We start from the raw sequence: 20,670 nt of genomic DNA, 5'->3' as shown, positions 1-20,670 counted from the left end.
TTTGCCGAGTTATCGGGGAACCTCAGACATCAGCATCTTGACGTTCAGGAGGAAGTACCACCCACTCCGGCTCGTCGAATTCGCCGATGATCGTGACGTCACAGTATTTCGCGGCAGATGCGATGATCTCATCGGCCCGCGGATCAAGACCGACCGCGGCATCGCGGTCGCGTTTCGAGTCCCACTCCGCGATTGCGATCAGGACACCTGGCTCTCCGATTTTCCGATGTAACCGGGTACCGCGCGCTCCGGGGGCTCGTTGAATGATCTCGCTCGCGCGTACCCATGCCTCCGCGTATTGTTCCGCGGCGAATCCGGGGCGCATGCGAACCTCGAACAGATACTTCATTGCGTCACCCTCCGTTGCGTCGCAGCAAGCATAGCAGCCGATTTGGAAGCCTCGCTCGCCTCGCCGGGCACGACGGGTGCACTTCGGGTGAGCGAGCGGAATCTGGTCGCTGCGAGAATCACTGCGAAATCTCGAGTGAATCAAACCGCGAGGAGGTCGTCATGGCACGATTGAGCGGCAAGGCTCCGAAGCACATCACCTGGGTCATTTGCCTGGTGCTCTATATCGTCGCGCTTCTCGGCACATTCGGTCTCGTGGGAATCGATGGAGAGATCGTTCAATGGTCCTGGATCATCGGATTCGGGTTGCTCCTTCTGGCGGTCAGGATGCGAGGGCTCTGAAACCCGAGCCCCGGACGTCTCAGGCGATCAGCGATGCCGGAGTCGGGAGCCCCCGATCGCCGGGAGCCCCCGTTCCATTGTTTCAGTGCGTCTGGAGGTCAGAAAACGACCGTCGCCTCCGGTGAGCAGGTCGATGTCCCAGCCTCGCAAACCTGGTACGTGTACGTGCCGCTACCGTTCTGATCGATGTGGTCGGTGAAGAAGCCATCGTTTTCCGTAGTGGTCAGCAGGGAACCGTTGCGAAGAACGTCGACGCTGGTGGAAGTCGCGCCATCCCACGTCAGATCCGCCTTCTGAAGGCCTCTGACCTTGTAACCCGTGACCGACAAGGTGATCCCCTCGGAGCTGGTGGAGTTGTCCACGGTGACGTTCACGGTCGCTGACGAACCGACGTTCCCAGCCGAGTCGTAAGCCTTCGAGCTCAATGAATGGGATCCGTTTGCGGCGCTGGTCGTGTCCCAGCTCCACTCGTAAGGCGCACTCGTGTCGGAGGCTGCGAGCGCTCCATCAAGATAGAACTCGACCTTCGTCACACCGACATCGTCCGTAGCGTCGGCCGCGACCAGAGTCGTACCGGACACCGTGGAGCCGTCGGCGGGCGAGGTGATCGCCGTCGTTGGCGCCGTCGTGTCGGAATCCCCGCCACCGCCGCCCGAACCCGTTGAGATCACCATGTACGGGGGATTGTGGTCGGGCTCATCCCAGGCGGAAAAGTACATGTTGGCCTGAACGGCATTCGCCCGGTTGCCATAGGTATCGACGCTCGTCTCGAGCAGATCGAACAGACCGGTGGAAACCCAGAGATGGTCGATCGTTTCCTGAAAGCTCTTCGTGTCGTAGGTGACGAGTCCGTTGCCCATCATGTACGAGTAGAAGTAATCGGGCTGGGCGGTCACGAACGTGAACTTCGAGTGAGCTTCCATGGAGGTGAGCGTATCGATCGAGCTGCAGTTCCCGTTGCCCGGCAGTGTGTCGTTGAAATCCCCGAGCGCGACGAAGTTCTGGGATCCGAGTCCGGCCCAGTCGGCCCATGTGACGAAAGAATCGACCTGATCCTTCCGGAGCTGGCAGTCGCTCGTGGTCGTCAACGCTTTGAAGTGAATCGTCGCGGTCGTGAAAGTGACGCCTGTACTGTTGATCGAGAACGTCGCAACGTAGGGGCGGCGGCCTCCACAGTCGTCCCATGTAGCGCTGTTCTCGTCGATGATGCAGTTGGAGGTCGCACAATTCAGGTCGTAGCCCGATTCGAACGTGACCTTGTTCTTGTTCCACATTGTGACCTGTCGCAGCGAGCAGCCCGCCTGTGAAATGCGGTAGTCCCACTGCGTGGAATTGCCCAGATGATTCTGAATGAAGTCATCCCACGATGCCTCGTCGAGCACTTCGTTCGCAATCAGAACGTCGAAGTTGTACTGATTGATGAGATCGGCGAGCGCCTGCTTCTTTTCCACCGGATCGCTCGAGTCGTACCACTCGAGGTTCCATGACGCCACACGCACACCTTCCGATGCCGACGATCCGCAGTAGACGTGCGTGTTGGTTGCCGCTGAGCTGCTCAGATACTGATCCGTCTGCTTCCCCCGGCAGGCCCATCCCGCGGGCGCCGACTTTCCGATGACTCGATATTTCGTGTTGTTTCGGATGTTCACGCCGAAGGAGTAGGGGCCGTCTCCGGTCTCCTCGATCTCCTTCGAGTTCTCGAAGTTCGATCCCCACTCGAGTCGGAGCGTAATCGTTCCCGGGCTGGAAAAGACCTCCCCTCCCACGTCTCCGGCTAGTGCAGTTCCTGCGAATGCGATCGTGATGACGGCAAGCAGTCCGAATCTCATTGATCTCTTCATGAAACCAGGCCTCCAGTCGCTTCTGCGGTTGATCTTCTAATGGTCGGGGAGCACATCTTCAATTGTAGCTTCGAATTCCGTGAGGCGCATCGATCGCGGGTGAAGCCGACGTGAAAAGGGGGAAAAGAAACGGCGTGAACAGATGAACCGGCGGAGCGCTCTGATTCGGCTAAACGTGCGCGCGGAAGATCGCACCGTCGGCCGCGAAGAGCGTGAGCTCGCCGGCGCGCAGCCGGATCCTCACCATGCCTCCGGGAGTGCATGCATCCTCGGGATGCCGGCGAACCTGGAGCACGGTTCCGTCCTCGAGCTCGACGCGGTCGAGAACGTCGTGACCGAAGAATCGCCGCTCGATCAACGTCGCCACCGCACCTTCGCGGCTCTCCTTCGGCATCACTTCGATCTCCTCGGGGCGAACCAGAAGCACCGCCCGCCCCGTGGGTGCCTCGCTGCGAAGCCTTCCGAGAGGAGACTCCACCCGGCCGGACTCGACGCTGCATGCGACCGTCTGATTGTCTCCGACGAAATCGGCGACCTCCCTCGATGCGGGTTCGCGGTAGATCTGTGACGGCGGTCCCACCTGGAGAATTCGACCGCGGTTCATCACGGCAACGAGGTCGGCGATCGAAAGCGCCTCCTCCTGATCGTGCGTGACGAGGACCGCGGTGACTCCAGCATTCGTCAGGATCGACCGCACTTCCTCGCGGATACTCCCTCGAAGGGCGGCATCGAGGTTCGCAAACGGCTCGTCGAGGAGAACCACCTCGGGAGAAGGAGCGAGAGCCCGGGCGAGCGCAACCCGCTGCTGCTCGCCGCCTGAAAGCTCATCCGGGTGGCGGTCGCGCAGATGCCACATCTCAACGAGCCGCAACGCTTCTTCCGCACGAGCCTCCCGGTCAGCGATTCCGCGCAGTCCGAAAAGGACGTTCTTCGAAACGGTCATGTGGGGAAAGAGCGCCCCCTGCTGAAACACGAGACCGAGGTTTCGCTTCTCGGGGGGAACTGCGACACCGTCCCCCGACACGAGACGATCCCCGATCCGGATTGAACCGCCGGCGATCGGCTCGAGTCCCGAGATGGCGCGCAGCAGCGTCGTCTTGCCGCATCCGCTCGGCCCGAGGAGTGCCGTCAGCTTTCTCGGTTCGATCTCGAGCGATACGTGGTCGAGAGCGGTGAAGTCGCCGTAGTTCACGACGAGGTCGGTGACGGTCACGCTCATCGCCGGCTCCCCGCGCGCTCCACACCGTCCGAGAGGACCGGCCGGATCACGAACCAGTACACCGGCAGAGCGGACGCGAGGACGAGGACGAGAGCGGGAGCGGCGGTCTCGGAGTAGAAACCTTCTGACGCCGTCGTCCAGATCCGGGTGGCCAGCGTCTCGAAGCCGATCGGACGGAGAATCAGCGTGGCGGGTAGCTCCTTCATCGCAGTGAGAAAGACCAGCGACGCTCCGGCGAGAATTCCCCGGCGCATCAGCGGAATCGTCACCGTGAAGATCGTCCCAAGCGTCCCCCGCCCGAGCATGCGCGCGACCTCTTCGAGCTCTCGTGGAATCGCCGTGATCGCCGCACGCGCGGCCGCGATCGCTTCCGGCAGAAAGCGGATGACGTACGCGGCGATCAGAAGCGTGAGCGTCTGATACATCCACGGAATGAAGCTGAGCGAAAAAACGACCAGCGCCAGCGCGATCACGATTCCGGGCAGCGCGAAGCCGGCTGCAGCGAGCTTCTCCATCGCGACGCCGATCTTTCCGCGATAGCGGCTGCTCCAGACCGCAGGAGCGATCGCGAGCAGAACCGCAGCGATCGCGGCGATGCCAGCCGATCCGACCGAGTTCAGAGCCGGTTGCACCACATCTCCCGCGCCGCGGTCATACGCGATTGCCCTCCATCCCCAGTGGAGGATCGTCCCGATCGGAATCCCGACCGTCAGAATCGAGAGGATTGCGAGAAAAACGAGTGACGGTGCTTTCCACCTCCCGAGCCTCACGGTTCGAAGCGAGGGGCGGGGACGCGCAGGGCCTGGCCTCACCCTCCGAAGAAGAGCGACCTCGATCACGATGAAAATCACCGTCAGCAGGATTAGTACGGTGGCGAGCGAGGCGGCAATCGAACGATCGAACAGCGCGCGGTAGGCGTTGTAGATCGCCAGCGTGTAGGTGTTGTAGCGAACGATCGAAACGGCCCCGAAGTCGGAGAGCGTATAGAGAATGATCAGTAGCGTCCCCCCATACAGCGCAGGCCGCGCCTGCGGCAGCACGACCCGGAAGAAGGTCGGCCAGGCGCCGTACCCGAGCATGCGCGAAGCTTCTTCGAGACTGGCATCGCTCTCCCGGAACGAAGCGATCAGCAGCAGGTAGAGATAGGGATAGCTGAAGAGTGCGAGCGCGAGCAGCGCTCCGCTGTAGCCGTAAGCGAGCTCGGGAAGAACTTCGACGCCGAATCGCGCGACGGCCTCCTGCAGATATCCGCGCGGCCCGAGGACTGCGACCAGGGTGAACGCGGCGATGTAGGAGGGGAAGACGAGAGGAACCGCCCCCAGCAACGCCCACAGCCGGCGGCCGGGAAGATCGGTTCGCGTCACGAGCCACGCCATCGGCACCGAGATCGCGATCGAGAGAATTGCGACCCCGAACACCAGAAGGAGCGTCCGGAGAAGCAGTCCGGCGCCGTCGTATGAGGAGAGGGCACGAGTGTAGACACCCCAGCCGCGCGCGATCGCGCGGACGAAGACGTAGACCAGGGGAACCGAGACGAGCGTGGCCGCGGCGATCGATGGCACCACGATGACGAGGGGCGGATACCGCCTCCCCCGGAACGGCGAAGCGATCTTCCGCGCGAGAGTCGGGCGGGCCGCGCGATCATCCGTCTCGCTGCGGCCCGCCGCCATCATTGAAGCAGACCGCTTCGCTGAATCAGAGTCAGCGTCTCACCGAGCCGATTCGAGACCTCGGCCATCGGTACATCGGGTGTGCGGATCTCCGCCAGCGGCAGAAGCTCGACCGACGGCTCGACTCCCGCAACCAGCGGGTACTCGAACGTCTCGGTCGCAAAATACTCCTGGGACCCGTCGGAGAGGAGATGCCGGAGCAGACGCTCGGCTGCGTCGCTTCTCTTCAGCATGCCCGCACCCGCGAGGTTCACGAAGCTCGAGCCTTCTCCTTCGGGCATGAAGAAATTCTCGACCGAAGCGGCGGGATCCTCGCTCTTCGCCTGCCAGAGGTAATAGTGGTTGACGAGGCCGAAGTCGATCTCTCCGCGCATCACCGCTTCGACGATCGTGCTGTTCTTCGGATAGCGGTGCGGCTCGTTGGCGACCATACCGGCCAGAAGCTCTTCGAGGCGCTCCTGTCCGTGAAGCACGTCGTAGACCGCCATGTGGGCCTGGAACGAGCCGTTGCTCGGAGCGACACCGAAACGGCCCCGGTATCGTGGATCCCGCAGATCATCGAGGCTCTTCGGCAGATCCTCTACGCTGATTCGCGCGGGGTCGTAAACGACGCTTCTCGCTCGACCCGAAAGTCCGATCCAGTCACCATCGGGAGAGCGAAAGCGACTCGGGACCCTCTCCAGAAGGTCCGCGGGGACCGGAAGAAGCAGCCCCGCATCCGAGAGAGCGCCGAGCGCCGCTGCGTCCTGCGAAATGAAGAGACTCGCCGGCGTGCGGTCTCCTTCTTCCATCAGAGTCGCCGCCAGTTCCGCGGTGTCGCCGTATCGAACCTGCACGTCCAGACCGCTTTCCTGCTCAAAGCGTTCAATCAGTGGCGCGATGAGCTTTTCGTTTCGCCCGGAGTAGACGGTGATGGACTGCTCGGACTGCGCCGGCTCGCCCGAATCCACCGCCGTTCCTGCCGGTCGTTCGCCGCCGCACGCAGCGACGGTCAGAAGGACGAGAAGAGTTGCAAGAGCTCGTTTCATTTTTCGGATGTCCTCCATAAGGCAAACGGCCGCAGCCCATCAGCAGGGCGGCGGCCGTCCTCGACTGCCTTGGTGTGAAAGTTCAGAAATCGAGACGGACGCCGAGAAACAGAGTTCGCGGCATGCCGGGACGAGCTCCCGCGGGGCGGCGTGCGACGATGTAAGTCTCGTCGGTGACGTTTCTCAGTTGCGCCGTGCCGCGCAGATTTCCGATGAGCTGAACTTCCGCGGAGAGATCGAGGATCAGATGATCGTCGGTCTTGAATCGGTCAGGAATATCGCCCTGGGCGGGCCGGGTCAGCATCTCGTCGCTGTAGTTGAGCGTGGCGTAACCCATCCACCGCTCCCCGGTGAGGCCGGCTCCGAGCGTCCATTGATTCTCCGGGATGTAGGGGAGCCGGTCGCCGGCGCTCACTTCCGGCTTCCAGTCTGCGAAGCCGGTCGCAAAGCTCGACTGGAAGGTGGCCTCGGTCCAGGTGAACGCAAGCCGCAGCGGCGCAGAGAGAGTGCTCGCAGTTCCGCCGAACATCCGGATCAGATCGGAGTCGACACTTGCTTCCAACCCCTTCACCTCGACTTTTCCACCGTTGAAGAGATCGCCGGAGCCTCCTCCTCCGGACGAGAGCGTGTCGCGTCCGAGGAGATTCGAATAGTCGTTGAAGAATGCGACGAGCTGGGAGGTGAACGGGCTTGCGACGTAGCGAACCCCGGTCTCGTAGTTGATGCTCTGCTCGGGGCGGGTCCGCTGATCCGCTCCGGGTCCCGGAGGCGCGAAGCCGCGATGAACCCCTCCGAAGAGGCCCCACTGCGGAGAAAGCTCGTAAACGAGGCCGATGCCCGGAATCCACGCGTCGACGCTGTTCGTGCGAACGCTGGGGTCACCGGTTCGGCCGGGATCGTTCCGTCCGAAATCCTCCCGGGTGAAATCGATCGTTTCGTAGCGGACACCCGGGGTCAGGGTCAGCCGTCCCATCGAGATTCGGTCCTGAACGAAAAAGGCAATTGCCTCAGCGGAACCGACCCGGTTCGCATTGGTCCCCGGATCTTTCTGGCTGACGAAAAACATGCGGCCATTCCTCATGCCCCACTTCTCATCCTCCTGGAACCGGTCCTCTTCGTCTTCGTGATAGCGAAGGCCGATCTCGATCTCGTGGCGACGGTCGCTTCCGCCATCGACGCGAATCGCCGCGACCGACTGGATACCCATCGAGTAGTAATCGCGACGGTTGTTTCTGACGGAGAGCGAGCCGCTCTCGTCGTCGAGCTCGCCGCGAGCGATTGCCATCAGATCGGCATGGAGCTCCGGATTCTCGAGAATCGACGCGATGCCGACTCCTCCGATCGATCCGAGCTTGTGCCAGTTGCGAAAGAAGTCGTTTCGATACGCGGTCGTCGTCACGTCCCATTTCGAGGAAGGTGCGACGAGGTGCCGAAGCTGGATCTGCTCATGCTCGGTGTCGATGACGTCCGCCTGAGAAGCCGCATATCTCCGGAAGGGAGCCGCGAGGAAGTCGGCATCGGTCAATCCCAGATAGGTCTCGTCTCCGTCCTGTGTGACGTAGCCGAGCTTCAGCTCGAGCGCCTGCTGCACGCGGGACGAGGCGTCGCTGTTGACGCGGATTTTTCCGATGTAATCCTGAAGGTCGAAGCCGGTATCGCCGCCACCATCGAGGTCCTTGAATCCGTCGGACCGCAGCTGGAAAGTCTCGAGGAGCCATCCGAATCGTTCCGAAGATCCGCCGAACGAGGCGTGAGCCTTGCCGGTGCCGAACTCTCCCGCGGAGGCCTCGATGGCTCCGGCGAAGCCGTACGGGATGCTCGTGGAGATCAGATTGATCGCGCCGCCCGTCGTGTACGGACCCTGAATGATGGAAGTCGAGCCCTTCCGGACTTCGACTGCTTCCATCCTTCCCGCAGTGGGGAAGTAATACGCGGCCGGGGCGGAGTAGGGTGCCGGGGCGATCAGCACCCCGTCTTCCAGGAGAGTGATCTTCTGGCTCCGCTCGAGCCCGGTCCCTCGCATCCCGATGTTCGGGCGAAGACCGAATCCTTCTTCCTCCTGGACATTGATGCCGGGAATCTGGCGAAGGATGCGATGGATGTCGGTGTAGTCCTGGACCTCGAGCTCCTCTTCCGAGAGGTAGTGAGCCGAGCCGGGGATCTCCTCGACGCGATCAGAGCCGCCGACGATGGTCAGGTTCTCGAAGAGGACCGGTTGTTTCGCGGCGATCAGAACGGGCTGGCCCTCGCTGAGATCGGGAGCCGGGGCGGGAGCGGGCTCGCTGGCGTCGGCCACCGCGACGGCATCCGATTGAGGAGCCTGTTCGGGAGGTGCGGCTTGTGCCGGAAGCGCGAGGAGCAGAGCGAAGATGGTGAGAGAGTGAAGCGAAGACATGGAAGAAAACTCCTTGGCGTCGGGATAGGTCCCTTATTCATACTGAGACTCAGTCTCAATAAGGCGGCCATTCTCCCACCGCTTTCTCGGGATGTCAACCCCCGGAGATTGGACTTGAAGACACATCACAGATCCCGCGTGAGAGCGTCGACTTCACAGACCTCCGGCAGCTCGACAATGATGGACCTGGTAATTGCCCGGCACACGCACGATCGCGTCGCGGAAACTTCAATGAGGCAAAGCGTCGATCACCGGTAGGAAACCAAAACGAGATCCGGGACTCGCCGGAAGTGTTTTGCGTTGCGCATCACCAGAGGCATCCGGTTCGCGATCGCAGTCGCCGCGATCCAGAGATCGTTGGATCCGATGAGGAGACCGACCCCCTGGAGATAGCGGAACATCTTTCCATACTGCCAGCAGACCTCAGCGTTGGACGGCAACACCCGAAACGGTGCAATGAACTCATTCCACGCGTGGCGTTCCTGAAGACTCGTGCCGGCAGCCAGTTCGCCCGCCACTGTGAAGGTGATGAAAAGGTTGGAGAGGGATTCGCGCTCGAGCAGCGTCATCGCGGGGCCCTCATCTCCCCGTTGCGCTTCTCGCTCGAGATCGATGAGAAATGTGGTCTCGAGTATCAGGTCCCTCGCCACTTATCCTCCGGCGGTCCGTCGGCGATCTTCATTTCTTCGATTCGGGAAAGCTCGTCTTCACTGAAAGACGAACCGCGTCTGCGGTAATGAGCAAGGAGTGCAGCTCCGGTAACGGTCTCCTCCGGCCAGCTGGCCCGCAGAACGACGCTGCTGAACGACTCTTCAGGGGAGCGCCGGGCACGCTTCAGCTTTTCGTACGCCTCGATCTTCAGGCTGATTGTCTTGGTCGGCATCTCTACACAGATCATGCATGAGCCATGCGGAAAGCGCAAGGGATCGCATCACGAACCCGGAATCGAGACGGGGAGGCTCACCGTCGGTGAGCCCTTCTGTGTGAACCAGATCACACCGTTGCTCACCAGATCGAGCTCGAGGATGTAGTCGCCCGGCGCGAGACGCGGCACGATTCCCCTCCCCTCGACGACGGCTCCGGGAGCGACGCCCGATCTGTCTCCATCCGCCTCCAGCGATTCCCAATGGAAGTCCCAGCTGATCAGCTTCCGCTCCGCATCGTAGAGATGACATCCGAGCGAGACCCCCCCGACGGGCTCGCTCGAGGGAAGCCAGTGAGCCTCCCCGGAATTCTTCACCCTGAACGAGAATGGAATCGAACCGTCGGATCGAACCTCGTCGAGAGCGACTTCGATCTCCGCCCGCAGACCCGCGGGTCTCCGGCTGTCGGCGCGTTCTCGCCCGGCCTTCTGCAGAAAGAAGTCGCGGGCGTTGCTGAGGAACTGGCGCGACTGATCGACGTAGTCGACACACGCGGGCCCTCCCTCGAGAAACTCCTCGAACTGATCGAGCGGCACCGAAGAGGGATCCGCGTTGAAAAGCGAAACGTTCATCGTGACGAAGCCTGCGTCCGACGCCATCTCGCTCAGCTTTCTTAGATCGAGGTCGTCCTCGAGAACTCGATAGGTCTTCATCTCGGATTGCGACTGCGCCGATCTCGAATGATGAGGACCCGGCTCGCCGAAGGCGGCAATCCCCCCACCGACGAGTACCCGATGCATCTCGCCCAGGACCTCCCGCTGCCGCAGCACGTGATGAAAGGCGTCGAAACAGAAGATGCGGTCGATCGAAGAATCCGCGAGCGGAAGCCGCTCGCCGTCGAACACTGCAGGGATTTGCGCCGCGCGCCGGAACGAGTCCCGCTCGATCAGGCTCCGGCCGATTCTCAGGCCGGTCATCGAGACATCGATGCTGACGACGTGACACCCGAGCCGAAGAAAGACGTCGGTTGCCCAGCAGCTGCCTGCCGCGAAATCGAGGACTTTCATGCCGGGAACGAGATTCATCCCTCGAATCAGGACGGCGAGGTTGATGAGAAGAGGCGGCGTGTCCTCGATCCGGCTGAACGGCTTCCGGAGCAGATCGTTCCAGTCCGCGATCGACGAAAAGTAATCCTCCGCCTTCTGCCGCATCTGCTTGTCGTCGAGAGTGCCCTTGAGCTCTGCGGGCGAGAGATAGTCCGGAGGAATCGGATGTTCCTCCGGCCGGCCGCCCAGCCCGAGGAGGTAACCCGCGAGACGCCGTCTGATCGACCCGAAGCGCATTACGATGATGCTCCCTCGATCGACGGGGGCGGCGAGGTCACACTTCCGGTCTCGTCTGATGTTGTTCGGCGGCGGGTCATGGGCGCGTTCGGCGAGCCGAAACGAACGCCAATTGGATCACCCCTCCCGCCGGTTGACAAGAATACGGCGTCCGCCGGCAAACACTCCGGCATCGTCGCCGGTCTGCGGGGCCGTGTGCCGTCAGGCCGCGACCCCGCAGACTCGCGGGCTCAGAAGTTGACGCGGGCGCTCACACCGAATGTCCGCGGCTGGTTCGTCATGTACGACACGCGGGCAAGGGCCCCTCGTTCGATGTCGATGGCGAGCAACGCCCGCTCATCGGTCACGTTATTGACGTACAACGCCGTGTCCCACATCCCTCGCAGAATCCCGACGCGAAGGTTGATGACGTCGTAAGCCGGAAGCTTCGGATCGAAGGTGAAGGTGTTCTGAGTAAAGGGACCGCCGATGTCTCCCGCGAAGGAGTCGAGTGGAATCGTTCCGAAACCCTCCTGCTGATCACTCACCTGGGTGAAGCGATCGCCGACGTGCTGGTAGACCCCGGTTGCGTAACCGGCCATCCCGCGATTCATGGTCCATCGGTACGTCGCAGCGGCGGCCATCTGAAACTCCGGCACGCTCGGAAGCCGGTTGCCTTCGACGATTCCCGCCTGCGGGACGCCATTCACGATGAAGCTCGATCCGAGCTCGGAGTCATTGAAGTTGCCGGAGATCGCGAAGTCGAAGCTGTCCGTCGGGGCGAGCTCGAACTCCGCCTCGATTCCCGTTGCTCTCGCATCCGGTACGTTGATCACGATGCGCGAGGAGCACGATCCGGCCGTGACGCTCGCCTGCAGGTCCTTGATGTCCATGTGATACGCCGCCACATTGAACGTGCCGCGGCCGTTCATGATGTTCGACTTGGCACCAACCTCGTAGTTCCAGAGCGTCTCGTCATCCCATGTTGGCCGTCCGCCGTAGATCTGCTCGTCGTTTCCGCGGCAGAGGGGAGTATTGAGTGGATCGTTGATCCCGCCGAGCCGGAATCCCTTCGATACCTGCGCATTGAGCCGGGTCGCCTCGGAGAGCTCGTAGCTGAGAATCACGCGGGGTGCGAAGCCGTCCGCACTCACGCTGCCGACGCTGTCGATCGGGTCGGCGAAGATACCATCGAAGATCTGTACTCGATCCTCTTCGAAGTCGTACCAGCGCAGTCCGCCGGTCAGATCGAGCCGCTCGTTCACGGCGTACGTCACCTCACCGAAAGCCGCCAGTTGCGTAAAGTCGTAGTGGAGGTCGGACTTATAGAGCTCATCCGTCTCGGCCAGCTTCGTTCCCGCCGTCGGAATACCGCTCAGCGCGGTGAATCCGATCACCGGAAGATTCTGTGCGTAGTCGCGCGTACTGTCGCTGTAGAACGCCCCTGCGACCCACTGCCACCGGGCCATCTCTGACGACAACCGCACCTCCTGAGTGAACGACTCCGCCCCGGTCTCGTCGAACAGCGGCGCGTCGATCGTGTAAATGTTCTCCGGCAGAGCGATCGTGCCACCGGTGATGCTCGCGGTGAGCGCCGTCGCGTCGCGAATGACCAGGATGTCGCGATTCGTGAACGAGGTAATCGAAGTCAGAGTTCGCCCACCCAGGTCGTACTCGACGTTGAGGTCACCGAGGAAGAATTCGTCGGTGAATGGCTCCTCGAACTGGGTGAACTGCCTCCGGTCACCGAGAGTGACCTGCGGCCGCGTCGTCGTGAAGGGATTTGCAAGGATGTTGAAGACGTCGATCCGGTTCCATCCGTCGGTCTCCACCTCCTGGTAGACGATGCGCGGGGTGATCGAAAGCCGCTCGTTCGGCTCGAAGAGAAACGCAAGACGTCCGCCGAAACGGTTCCCGTCGTTCACGTCTTCATTCACCCGGAGATCCGGCTGCACGGCATCCATGAAGCCGCCGTACTCCGTGAAGTAGGCGACTGCGCGCATTGCCGCGGTGTCGCCCATCGGCACGTTCGCCGCCACCTTCGCGCTTCCGCCGAAGTCGCCGTCCGAAATGGTGTTGGCGTTCAGCTCGGCGATCGTTTCCGATACGCCGATCCGCGGCTGGTTGGTGATGTAGCGAACCGTTCCGGAGAGGGATCCGGAGCCGAAGAGCGTCCCCTGCGGGCCGCGAAGCACTTCCACGCGGGAGAGGTCGAACAGATCGATGTCGGGAGTGAAGAGCGAGAGTGAAATGACCGACTCGTCGAGGTACATGCCGACCTGTTCCTTCACGCCCGGCTGGTCGCGGATGATCCGCCCGGCCGAGACGCCGCGCATTCCGACCTGGCTTTGCCCCGGACCTGCATTCTGCACCGTGAATCCCGCGACGTTGACCGAGACGTCCTCGAGAGTCTCGGCGCCACGGTCCCGCAGCTCCTCCTCGGTCGGGGCCGCGACCGACAACGGAACCTCCTGAATCGACTCTTCCTGTTTTCGCGCCGTGACCGTCATCTCTTCGGTCACTCTTCGCGCGGTCTGTTCGGTCTCCTCCCGTTCGTCGTCCTCGTCCTGCGCAAGGACGGGACCTGCCGGGATGATCACGGCAATGACCAGAGCCGCCAACGCCAATAATGCCTTCATCGAAACGTCTTTCATGATTGCCCTCCGGTGTCGTGCGGCGCAATCTGACGAACGCGCCGCCAACCAGGTCGTATTGTTTAATGACGGAGAAGGTCGGGTCAACTTAATGATTTCGGCGTACCGGGCCCTCACGATGTACCGGTGTCGCCTCCGACGCCGCGAGCCCGAGCCAGACGTGCATCAGCCCGGCGAGCCTTTGATGTCCCCGATCGGTGAGATGAAGCCCGTCGAAGGTATTCGCTTCATCGACGAGAACCGAGGCGAGGACGCGACGGGGAACCGCAATACATCCTGTGTCGCGGGCGACGCGACGCTGTGCGGCTGGCCACGACCATCGGCCGGGAAGCGGCGGCAGCTCGACGAGCCAGACTCTTTCCGCACCATGCTCGCGAGATTGGGCAATCAGTTTTCGGAGGTTGTGCTCGTACTCGCGCGCCGATCCGTTTCCGACCATTTCGTTTCCACCGAGCTCGATCACCACTCCGCATGCCCGGCAGCCGTCCTCGAGCTCGCCGATTCGCGACCGAAGCACGAAACCGGTCGTGTCGGACGGCATCGAGAGATTGATGAACTTCGTCCCTCCGCTGCCATCGAGATGGTCGACCCAGGTTCGGCTCTCGCCGAAGCCTCCCGAACTGAGGGAATCGCCGAAGACGAAAACTGTCGGAGGCGGAGCGAGCTCAGGCGGCTGGCGAAGCCTCCATGCAATCTCCGGAGCGGCCGACGCGACGACCAGAAGCAGCAGGACCGAACCGCTGAGCACCGCGCCGCGCCTCGAGCGACGCCCGAATCCGAGCGCGGCGTGAACGACCCACACTCCGACGAGCGCAAACGCGAGCCCCGGAGGAACCGGCACCGTGCCGAGTGCGCCGAGCGGAACCGAGAGGAGAAAGAACGTCCGGATCACGCGCCGCGCCAGGTCGTACTTCCCCTCCGGAAGGAGGAATCCGGCAATCACCGCCAGCGTCAGAATGCCCGCCGCGCTGAAAAAGATGTCGCCGCTGTGAATGTGAAAGAGCATTAGACGGGGTCGGGTCCGAACTTGGAACTTAACACCGATACCAGCGGAAAAGGCCTGATGATTTCGGAGTTAAGTTCCAAGTTCAGACCCGACCCCGTCCCGGGGAGGTGCTGCTCCAATTGCGCGAACCCGGTCAGCGACCTTCTTGCTCGTGAGGACGATCAGCCGATCGCCCGGCTTCAGCTCGGTCCCGCCCACCGGGAGAAAGAACTCGTCATCGCGATAGACGACGAGGATCAGCGCTTCGCGCGGCCATTGCGGAAGCTGAACGATCTTTTTGTCGGCGGCCTGCGAGCCCTCGGCGACTTCGATGGTGAGAAGCGCGCTTTCCTTCCGCGATGAAAAGGCCGGCTCGCCTGGCGGGAGATCCGGAACGGTCGCTACGTCGACCCTCAGCCAGCGCGCCACCAGAGGAATCGTCGTTCCCTGCAGAATGACCGACGTCAGGACGATGAAGAAGACGACATTGAAAATGAGCGCCGCTCCCGGCGCTCCCGCGAGCAGAGGGAACGTTGCGAGAATGATCGGCACGGCCCCACGAAGCCCGACCCAGGAGATCAGTGTCTTCTCCCGTAAACCGAGCGAAGTGAAAGCGAGAGACACGAACACGGCGACCGGGCGCGCGATGAAGATCAGCACGAGGGCCACGGCGATGCCGACCCACGCCACCTCGATGAGCTGCGACGGGAACACGAGAAGCCCGAGCACGAGGAACATGGCGATCTGCATCAGCCAGGCGAGGCCGTCGTGAAATGCTGTCAGCCGGCGCCTGTGAACGAAATTTCGATTGGCCATGACGATCCCTGCGATGTAGACCGCCAGAAATCCGTTTCCGCCGAGCGCAGCCGCCCCTCCATACGTGAGCATGACGACCGCGATCGTCAGAACGGGGTAAAGGCCACCGTACTCGAGATGGAGATGATTCACGATCAGGGTCGCCACGACCCCCATCAGGTAGCCGAAGAGAGCACCGAGACTCATCTGCAGAACGAAGTCCAGAGCGAGCGTGCCGACGGTCGTGGACGGCTGCAGCAGAAACTGGATCGACGCCGTGGTGAGAAAGATAGCCATCGGATCGTTGCTTCCCGACTCCAGTTCGAGTGTCGCGGCGAGCTGTTCGTTCAGATCCACGCCTTTCGAGCGCAATACCGAAAAAACCGCCGCCGCGTCCGTCGACGAAACGATCGCTCCCAGAAGAAAAGCCTGAGGGAGTGGGAGCCCCAGAAAATAGAAAACGGCCAGCGCGACGGATGCGGAAGTCAGAAGCACTCCGAGCGTCGAGAGCGACAGCGCGCCCCGGATGCTCGGACGGACGAAGTCCCAGTTCGTTTCCAGACCTCCCGCAAAGAGAATGAAAGCGAGCGCGACGACTCCGATCCACTGCGCCGTCTCGGCGTCGTCGAAGTAGATCCCGCCGATTCCCTCCGAACCGGCCAGCATTCCGATCGTCAGAAAGAGCACCAGTGCCGGGACACCGAGCCGCCCCGAAGCCTTGCTCGCGAGGATGCTGACGACGAGCAGAATGCCGACGGCGACGAGAAGCATCTCGATCGGAACAGCTTTCTCGAGCAGGATCTCTGGCATCGAGCTCAATATATGCGGGGTCGGGTCCGAACCCGGAACTTAACTCCGATACCCGCGGAAAAGCCCAGTGTCACGGTTTCAGCGTCACGATCCTTGGTGAGGGCCAGCTGCCGGTCGCTCGCCTGGCGTCGTAGATCAGGACTCGCGTCTCACCACCGGTTCTCTCGATCACGTACGAGGGGAAACGCACCCACGTCATGAAGCCGCGGATCGAGGGATCGCGCCGCGCCGCTCTCCATTCCGGGCTCTCCTTCGCGACCGGAAGCGTTTCTTCGGAGAGCTCGACCTCCCCTCCCGGCCACTCGATCGTCCCGACGCGGTAGAGGTCGTCGTTGCGCGCGACGAACGACCACGCCCGAGGATCGATCGGATGAGGGGAGAGCATCAGCACGCGTACGGGAACGATGCCGCGCGCTTCGAGCTGACGCTCTACCTCCGCGCCCGCCGCGGCGTTGATCAGCAGCCGCGAGCAAATGTAGAGCGTCGTGACGATGAGCGCCGTCGTTGCGAAGCGCGCGCCCAGCCGCGCATTGCGCGCGGGACCGCGCCACAGCAGCGCCAGCAGAAGAATCACGGCGATCATTGCGACGAGAACGAGGTACTCCGGCGCGCGCCCGCCGACGATTCGGAGGATCAGGAACGTGAAGATTGCCCAGAGAGCGACCATCGCGATCGTCGGCCGCCGTCCGACGAGCCAGCCGATTCCGAGGATCAGCCAGATCCACGGATCCATGATGTTCACCGAGTCGCCGTAAAACCACGTCGGCCGGAACGGCATCAACCAGCGCATCCCGTAGGTGTTGAGCCAGTCGAGCGTCGGATGCGTGAGCGTCGCGATCGCGGAGAGAAGAAGGAGCCATTTCGGATCGGCGCGCCGCTCCGGATCGGGCCGGAGCCGGTCGTACAGAAGGAGGAGCCCGGTCAGGATCAAGGGGAGAACGACCAGCGCCAGCACGCCGTGGGTCCAGCCGCGCCGGAAGCCGAGCGCGAGATCGCGGTGGCCGGTGAAGTAGAGGATCGCGTCGATGTCCGGCGCGTTGGCCCCGATCACGAGCGCGGCGGCGGCGAGACGGGACTTGCCACCGAGCCGGGTGGCGGCGAGATTCGCCCCTGTGAGCGTGTGAGCGAGCGGGTCCATTCAGCGGCGCCGAATGGTACCAGCATCACAGTTGGAGGTTGGAGGTTGGGGGAGTCGGCATCACACCTCGATCGACCGCGGGAGAAGGTCTTACAGCGGTACGTCGCAGGAATAGCGACCAGCCACTTGAGTTATACTGTGGTATGAAAACAGCGATCTCGATACCAGACGAACTGTTCGAGCAGGCCGAGGAGCTTGCGGAGAGACTCCAGATAACGCGCAGCCGCCTTTATGCGCTAGCCGTGGCCGACTATACGGTCAGGCATCGCTCGAAGGCAGTGAGAGAAAAGCTCGATGATATTTATAGCGAGCAATCCGCCGAGGTGGATGAGGCGCTGTCGATCATGCAGGGACTCTCGATTCCGCGGGAGGAGTGGTGAGGCGCGGGGAGATCTGGTGGGCTTCTCTGCCGGATCCCCATGGCTCGTCTCCCGGTTACCGGCGACCGGTGGTCGTGATCCAAGCCAACGACTTCAACGAGAGTCGCATTCAGACCGTAATCATAGCGACGCTCACGTCGAATCTCGCTCTCGGCGAAGCGCCTGGGAACTTCGTCGTGTCACGGCGCGGGACGGGATTGCCGAAGAAGTCGGTCGTCAACGTCTCTCAGATCCTGACCTTGACTAAATCATTGCTGACCGAGCGGATGGGGCGACTCGAAGGTGCTTCGCTTGCGCGACTCGACGCTGGTCTGCGGCTGGTGCTCGACCTTTCCTGAAACGCGGGCTGTTCACATCTATTGTGCCGCCGCGCCGTGGAGGTAATCCCACGCGAGCCCGGCGAGCGCGCGCACCCCGATGATCAGCGCATCTTCGTTCGCGTCGAAGAAAGGGGAGTGGTTCGGCGGTGCCTCGCCGGCTCCGACTCCCGGATCGTTCACACCGAGAAAGAAGTAGAAGCCGGGAATCTGCTGCTGGAAATGCGCGAAGTCCTCGGCGCCCATGATTGGCCGTGCGAATGCGTGCACGCGCTTCTCGCCTGCGGCTCGCACCAGCGTCGGCAGCATCCGGCTCACGAGCTCCGGATCGTTCCAGGTCACCGGCGCGTACGATTCGATCTCGACCGATGCGGTCGCGCCCGCGCTCATCGCCACGTGCTCGGTCGTGCGGCGAATCCGCTCATGAAAGTCCTTCTGCATCGCCTCATCCAGCGTTCGGATCGTTCCGACCATCTCGACGAAGTCCGGAATGATGTTGCCGCGAACACCTCCCTGAATCGAGCCGATCGAGACGACCGCCGGAGCCGCGGAGACGTCGAGCTGCCGGCTGGGTATTGTCTGGAGCGCGGCGATGATCTGCGCCGAGGCTGTGATCGGATCGACTCCGAGCCAGGGCATCGAGCCGTGCGTCTGCCGCCCGTCGACCCGGATCCGGAGAGTATCCGCGGCCGCCATGATCCCTTCCGCCTTGTAATAGATTCCCGGAGGATACGGACCGACATGGAGCGCGAAGATCGCCTCCGGGGCGCGCGGACCCGCGAGCACACCCTCTTCCATCATCAGCGCTGCGCCTCCCCGCTCCCCCTCCGGCGGCCCTTCCTCGGCGGGCTGAAAGAAAAACTTCACCGTCCCCGGAAGGTCCTCGCGCATCGAGGCGAGCACCTCGGCGACACCCATCAGAATCGCGACGTGATTGTCGTGACCGCACGCGTGCATGACCGGGACTTCCTGCCCGTTGTACTCCGCGGTGACGCGCGAAGCGAACGGAAGTCCGGTCTGCTCCAGGACCGGCAGGGCGTCCATGTCGGCGCGAAGCGCGACCACCGGCCCTGGGCGATTGCCGCGCAGCGTCCCGACGACTCCGGTGTGCGCGATCTCGGTCTCTACCTCGATGCCGAGCGAGCGAAGATGATCCGCGACGATCTTCGCGGTGCGAAACTCGCGGTTGCCGAGCTCGGGGTGCTCATGGATGTCGCGCCGCCACTCGATCACCTGCTCTTCGACGCGCTCCGCTTCCTGCATGAGCCGGTCGGTCGGCTGTGCGGCAGCAGGCAGGATGAAGAGAAGGGAGAAGAGGGAAAGAATTGCAGATCGCATCGTCGGTAGGCTCCTGTTCGGGACGGGTCGTTTCGAGGAATCATACTCCGCGACCTTCGAGGTCACACCGTCTCGTCTCTCGCCTCTCGTCTCTTCCTACGGGATCGGGATCTTTTCGAGTTCAGGGGAGCGGGCGCGGAGGTTCGCCGCACGCGGATCGCCGGAGCGACCATGAGGACGGCCCCCGGCCGGGCGACCACCACCTCGACCTCGTGCGCGCCGGGTCCGAGAGTCTCGTCCCGCCGCACGACCAGCTCCCAGTAGCCGGCGAGCGCGCCGCGCACGCGCCGGAGAGCCTGTCCCGAAAACTGCTGGGTTCCGGCAAAGAAGCCGCCCGTCGCTTTGGAGGTCGACTTCATTCCCCCGGCAAGCTGGCCTCCTTCGAGTCCGGTGTGGAGCGTGATGACCGGAATGCTGGCCGACTGGAACAGCGCCATCGCCCGCGACCACTCCTCCGACATCGCGACCGAACCGTCGCGGAGCTCGCCGAGCCCCCAGCCGGCGATGATGACGATCCGCTCGCCGCGCAGCGACAGCAGCGCGCGCGCGAGTACGAGCAGCGCCTCCTCTCCCGTCGCGGCATCGCGCATCTCCGACTCGTCGAGCTCGCCGGCGAGCGTCGGCCCGAGAGTGAGCGGCTCGGGCAGCGGCACCTGACGGATCCGGATCGACTCCCGGACGGCCTCCGCGACCGCGTCGTGATCGATCGTGAAGTCGAGCTGCAGCTTCATGTGCGAATCGTGCGAGACGACCGCGACGAGGTCGTCCGGCTGCAACGAGTCGACGAGATCCCGGACGAAGCCGGCGTTGAACTTCATCTGGCCGGCAAGCCGCTGGGTCGCGCGCGCGAAATCGGTCTGGACGAAGATGACGATGAGCCGGCTCGACGGCTGTGCCTCCGGGACGGCTTCCGGCGTCGCTGCCTCCGCAGCGGGGAGAGGATCGCTCGCGCCGGCCGCGATCCAGCTCGCCGACTCCACCTCGGCGGGCTCACCGCCGATCGTGACCTGGAACTCCTCCGGCTCGACATCGGTGATCGCATTTCCGGCCGAATCGCTGACGCGGACGATGATGAGGTGCCGGATGACGTCGATCGTCTCGGTGTAAGGCTGTTGCTGCTGCGCGTCCTGCGCGAAGGCTGTCGTAGCGATCAGGCCGAAGAGGAGCGCCGCGGTCAGTCGTCCGGCCGTTTCGCGTTTTCGCTGCAGGCAGTTCTCACGCATCA

18 protein-coding genes are annotated in these 20,670 nt (G+C 62.9%); 3 read left to right on the top strand and 15 right to left on the bottom strand.

Annotated elements, in window-relative coordinates; translation table 11 throughout:
• Positions 1 to 22: 22 nt before the first annotated feature.
• Positions 23 to 349 carry an antibiotic biosynthesis monooxygenase gene (locus KY459_03905; GenBank protein MBW3563850.1) on the bottom strand — a complete coding sequence of 109 codons (327 nt, stop codon included), beginning with the start codon at positions 347 to 349 and terminating at the stop codon, positions 23 to 25.
• A 161-nt stretch (positions 350 to 510) separates the two neighbouring features.
• Here KY459_03905 and KY459_03900 point away from each other — a divergent pair, with 161 nt between their 5' ends.
• Positions 511 to 690, top strand: coding sequence for a hypothetical protein (locus KY459_03900; GenBank protein MBW3563849.1), 180 nt, complete (start codon positions 511 to 513; stop codon positions 688 to 690).
• A gap of 98 nt (positions 691 to 788) precedes the next feature.
• Here KY459_03900 and KY459_03895 read toward each other — a convergent pair whose 3' ends face one another.
• From KY459_03895 to KY459_03840, 12 genes are all read right to left on the bottom strand, one after another.
• Positions 789 to 2,531, bottom strand: a complete 1,743-nt coding sequence (locus tag KY459_03895; GenBank protein MBW3563848.1) for a hypothetical protein — start codon at positions 2,529 to 2,531, stop codon at positions 789 to 791.
• A gap of 169 nt (positions 2,532 to 2,700) precedes the next feature.
• Positions 2,701 to 3,750, bottom strand: a complete 1,050-nt coding sequence (locus KY459_03890) for an ABC transporter ATP-binding protein (protein ID MBW3563847.1) — start codon at positions 3,748 to 3,750, stop codon at positions 2,701 to 2,703.
• Entirely contained in the window at positions 3,747 to 5,420 is a 1,674-nt protein-coding gene (locus KY459_03885) for an iron ABC transporter permease (protein ID MBW3563846.1), read from the bottom strand. The genes KY459_03890 and KY459_03885 overlap by 4 nt, the downstream gene beginning before the upstream one ends.
• Positions 5,420 to 6,448, bottom strand: coding sequence for an iron ABC transporter substrate-binding protein (locus tag KY459_03880; protein ID MBW3563845.1), 1,029 nt, complete (start codon positions 6,446 to 6,448; stop codon positions 5,420 to 5,422). Before KY459_03880 ends, KY459_03885 begins: the two co-directional genes overlap by 1 nt.
• A gap of 82 nt (positions 6,449 to 6,530) precedes the next feature.
• Positions 6,531 to 8,843 (bottom strand): TonB-dependent receptor, encoded by a 2,313-nt coding sequence (locus KY459_03875; protein ID MBW3563844.1) that lies wholly within the window; start codon positions 8,841 to 8,843, stop codon positions 6,531 to 6,533.
• A 248-nt stretch (positions 8,844 to 9,091) separates the two neighbouring features.
• The gene (locus tag KY459_03870; protein MBW3563843.1) at positions 9,092 to 9,493 is read right to left on the bottom strand and encodes a type II toxin-antitoxin system VapC family toxin; all 402 of its coding nucleotides are present in this window, start codon (positions 9,491 to 9,493) and stop codon (positions 9,092 to 9,094) included.
• A complete protein-coding gene (locus tag KY459_03865) occupies positions 9,478 to 9,726 on the bottom strand; it encodes an antitoxin VapB family protein (protein ID MBW3563842.1) in 249 nt (82 codons plus the stop codon). Before KY459_03865 ends, KY459_03870 begins: the two co-directional genes overlap by 16 nt.
• A 48-nt stretch (positions 9,727 to 9,774) precedes the next feature.
• Positions 9,775 to 11,049, bottom strand: a complete 1,275-nt coding sequence (locus tag KY459_03860) for a class I SAM-dependent methyltransferase (GenBank protein MBW3563841.1) — start codon at positions 11,047 to 11,049, stop codon at positions 9,775 to 9,777.
• A gap of 230 nt (positions 11,050 to 11,279) precedes the next feature.
• On the bottom strand, positions 11,280 to 13,682 hold the full coding sequence (locus KY459_03855) for a TonB-dependent receptor (GenBank protein ID MBW3563840.1): 2,403 nt from the start codon (positions 13,680 to 13,682) through the stop codon (positions 11,280 to 11,282).
• 88 nt (positions 13,683 to 13,770) lie between these two features.
• A complete protein-coding gene (locus KY459_03850; protein ID MBW3563839.1) occupies positions 13,771 to 14,688 on the bottom strand; it encodes a hypothetical protein in 918 nt (305 codons plus the stop codon).
• Positions 14,689 to 14,757: 69 nt separating this feature from the next.
• Positions 14,758 to 16,272, bottom strand: a complete 1,515-nt coding sequence (locus KY459_03845) for a potassium/proton antiporter (GenBank protein MBW3563838.1) — start codon at positions 16,270 to 16,272, stop codon at positions 14,758 to 14,760.
• 70 nt (positions 16,273 to 16,342) lie between these two features.
• Positions 16,343 to 17,410, bottom strand: a complete 1,068-nt coding sequence (locus tag KY459_03840; protein MBW3563837.1) for a metal-dependent hydrolase — start codon at positions 17,408 to 17,410, stop codon at positions 16,343 to 16,345.
• A gap of 143 nt (positions 17,411 to 17,553) precedes the next feature.
• Here KY459_03840 and KY459_03835 point away from each other — a divergent pair, with 143 nt between their 5' ends.
• On the top strand, positions 17,554 to 17,790 hold the full coding sequence (locus tag KY459_03835) for a hypothetical protein (GenBank protein MBW3563836.1): 237 nt from the start codon (positions 17,554 to 17,556) through the stop codon (positions 17,788 to 17,790).
• A complete protein-coding gene (locus KY459_03830; protein MBW3563835.1) occupies positions 17,787 to 18,128 on the top strand; it encodes a type II toxin-antitoxin system PemK/MazF family toxin in 342 nt (113 codons plus the stop codon). Before KY459_03835 ends, KY459_03830 begins: the two co-directional genes overlap by 4 nt.
• An 18-nt stretch (positions 18,129 to 18,146) precedes the next feature.
• Here the strand turns inward: KY459_03830 and KY459_03825 are convergent, their stop codons facing one another.
• Positions 18,147 to 19,445, bottom strand: coding sequence for an amidohydrolase (locus tag KY459_03825; protein MBW3563834.1), 1,299 nt, complete (start codon positions 19,443 to 19,445; stop codon positions 18,147 to 18,149).
• A 62-nt stretch (positions 19,446 to 19,507) separates the two neighbouring features.
• Positions 19,508 to 20,668 carry a hypothetical protein gene (locus KY459_03820; GenBank protein ID MBW3563833.1) on the bottom strand — a complete coding sequence of 387 codons (1,161 nt, stop codon included), beginning with the start codon at positions 20,666 to 20,668 and terminating at the stop codon, positions 19,508 to 19,510.
• Positions 20,669 to 20,670: the final 2 nt, after the last annotated feature.

The sequence above is a fragment of the Acidobacteriota bacterium genome (genome assembly GCA_019347945.1).
Classification (GTDB): domain Bacteria; phylum Acidobacteriota; class Thermoanaerobaculia; order Gp7-AA8; family JAHWKK01; genus JAHWKK01.
This window is presented reverse-complemented; position numbering and strand designations above follow the sequence as displayed.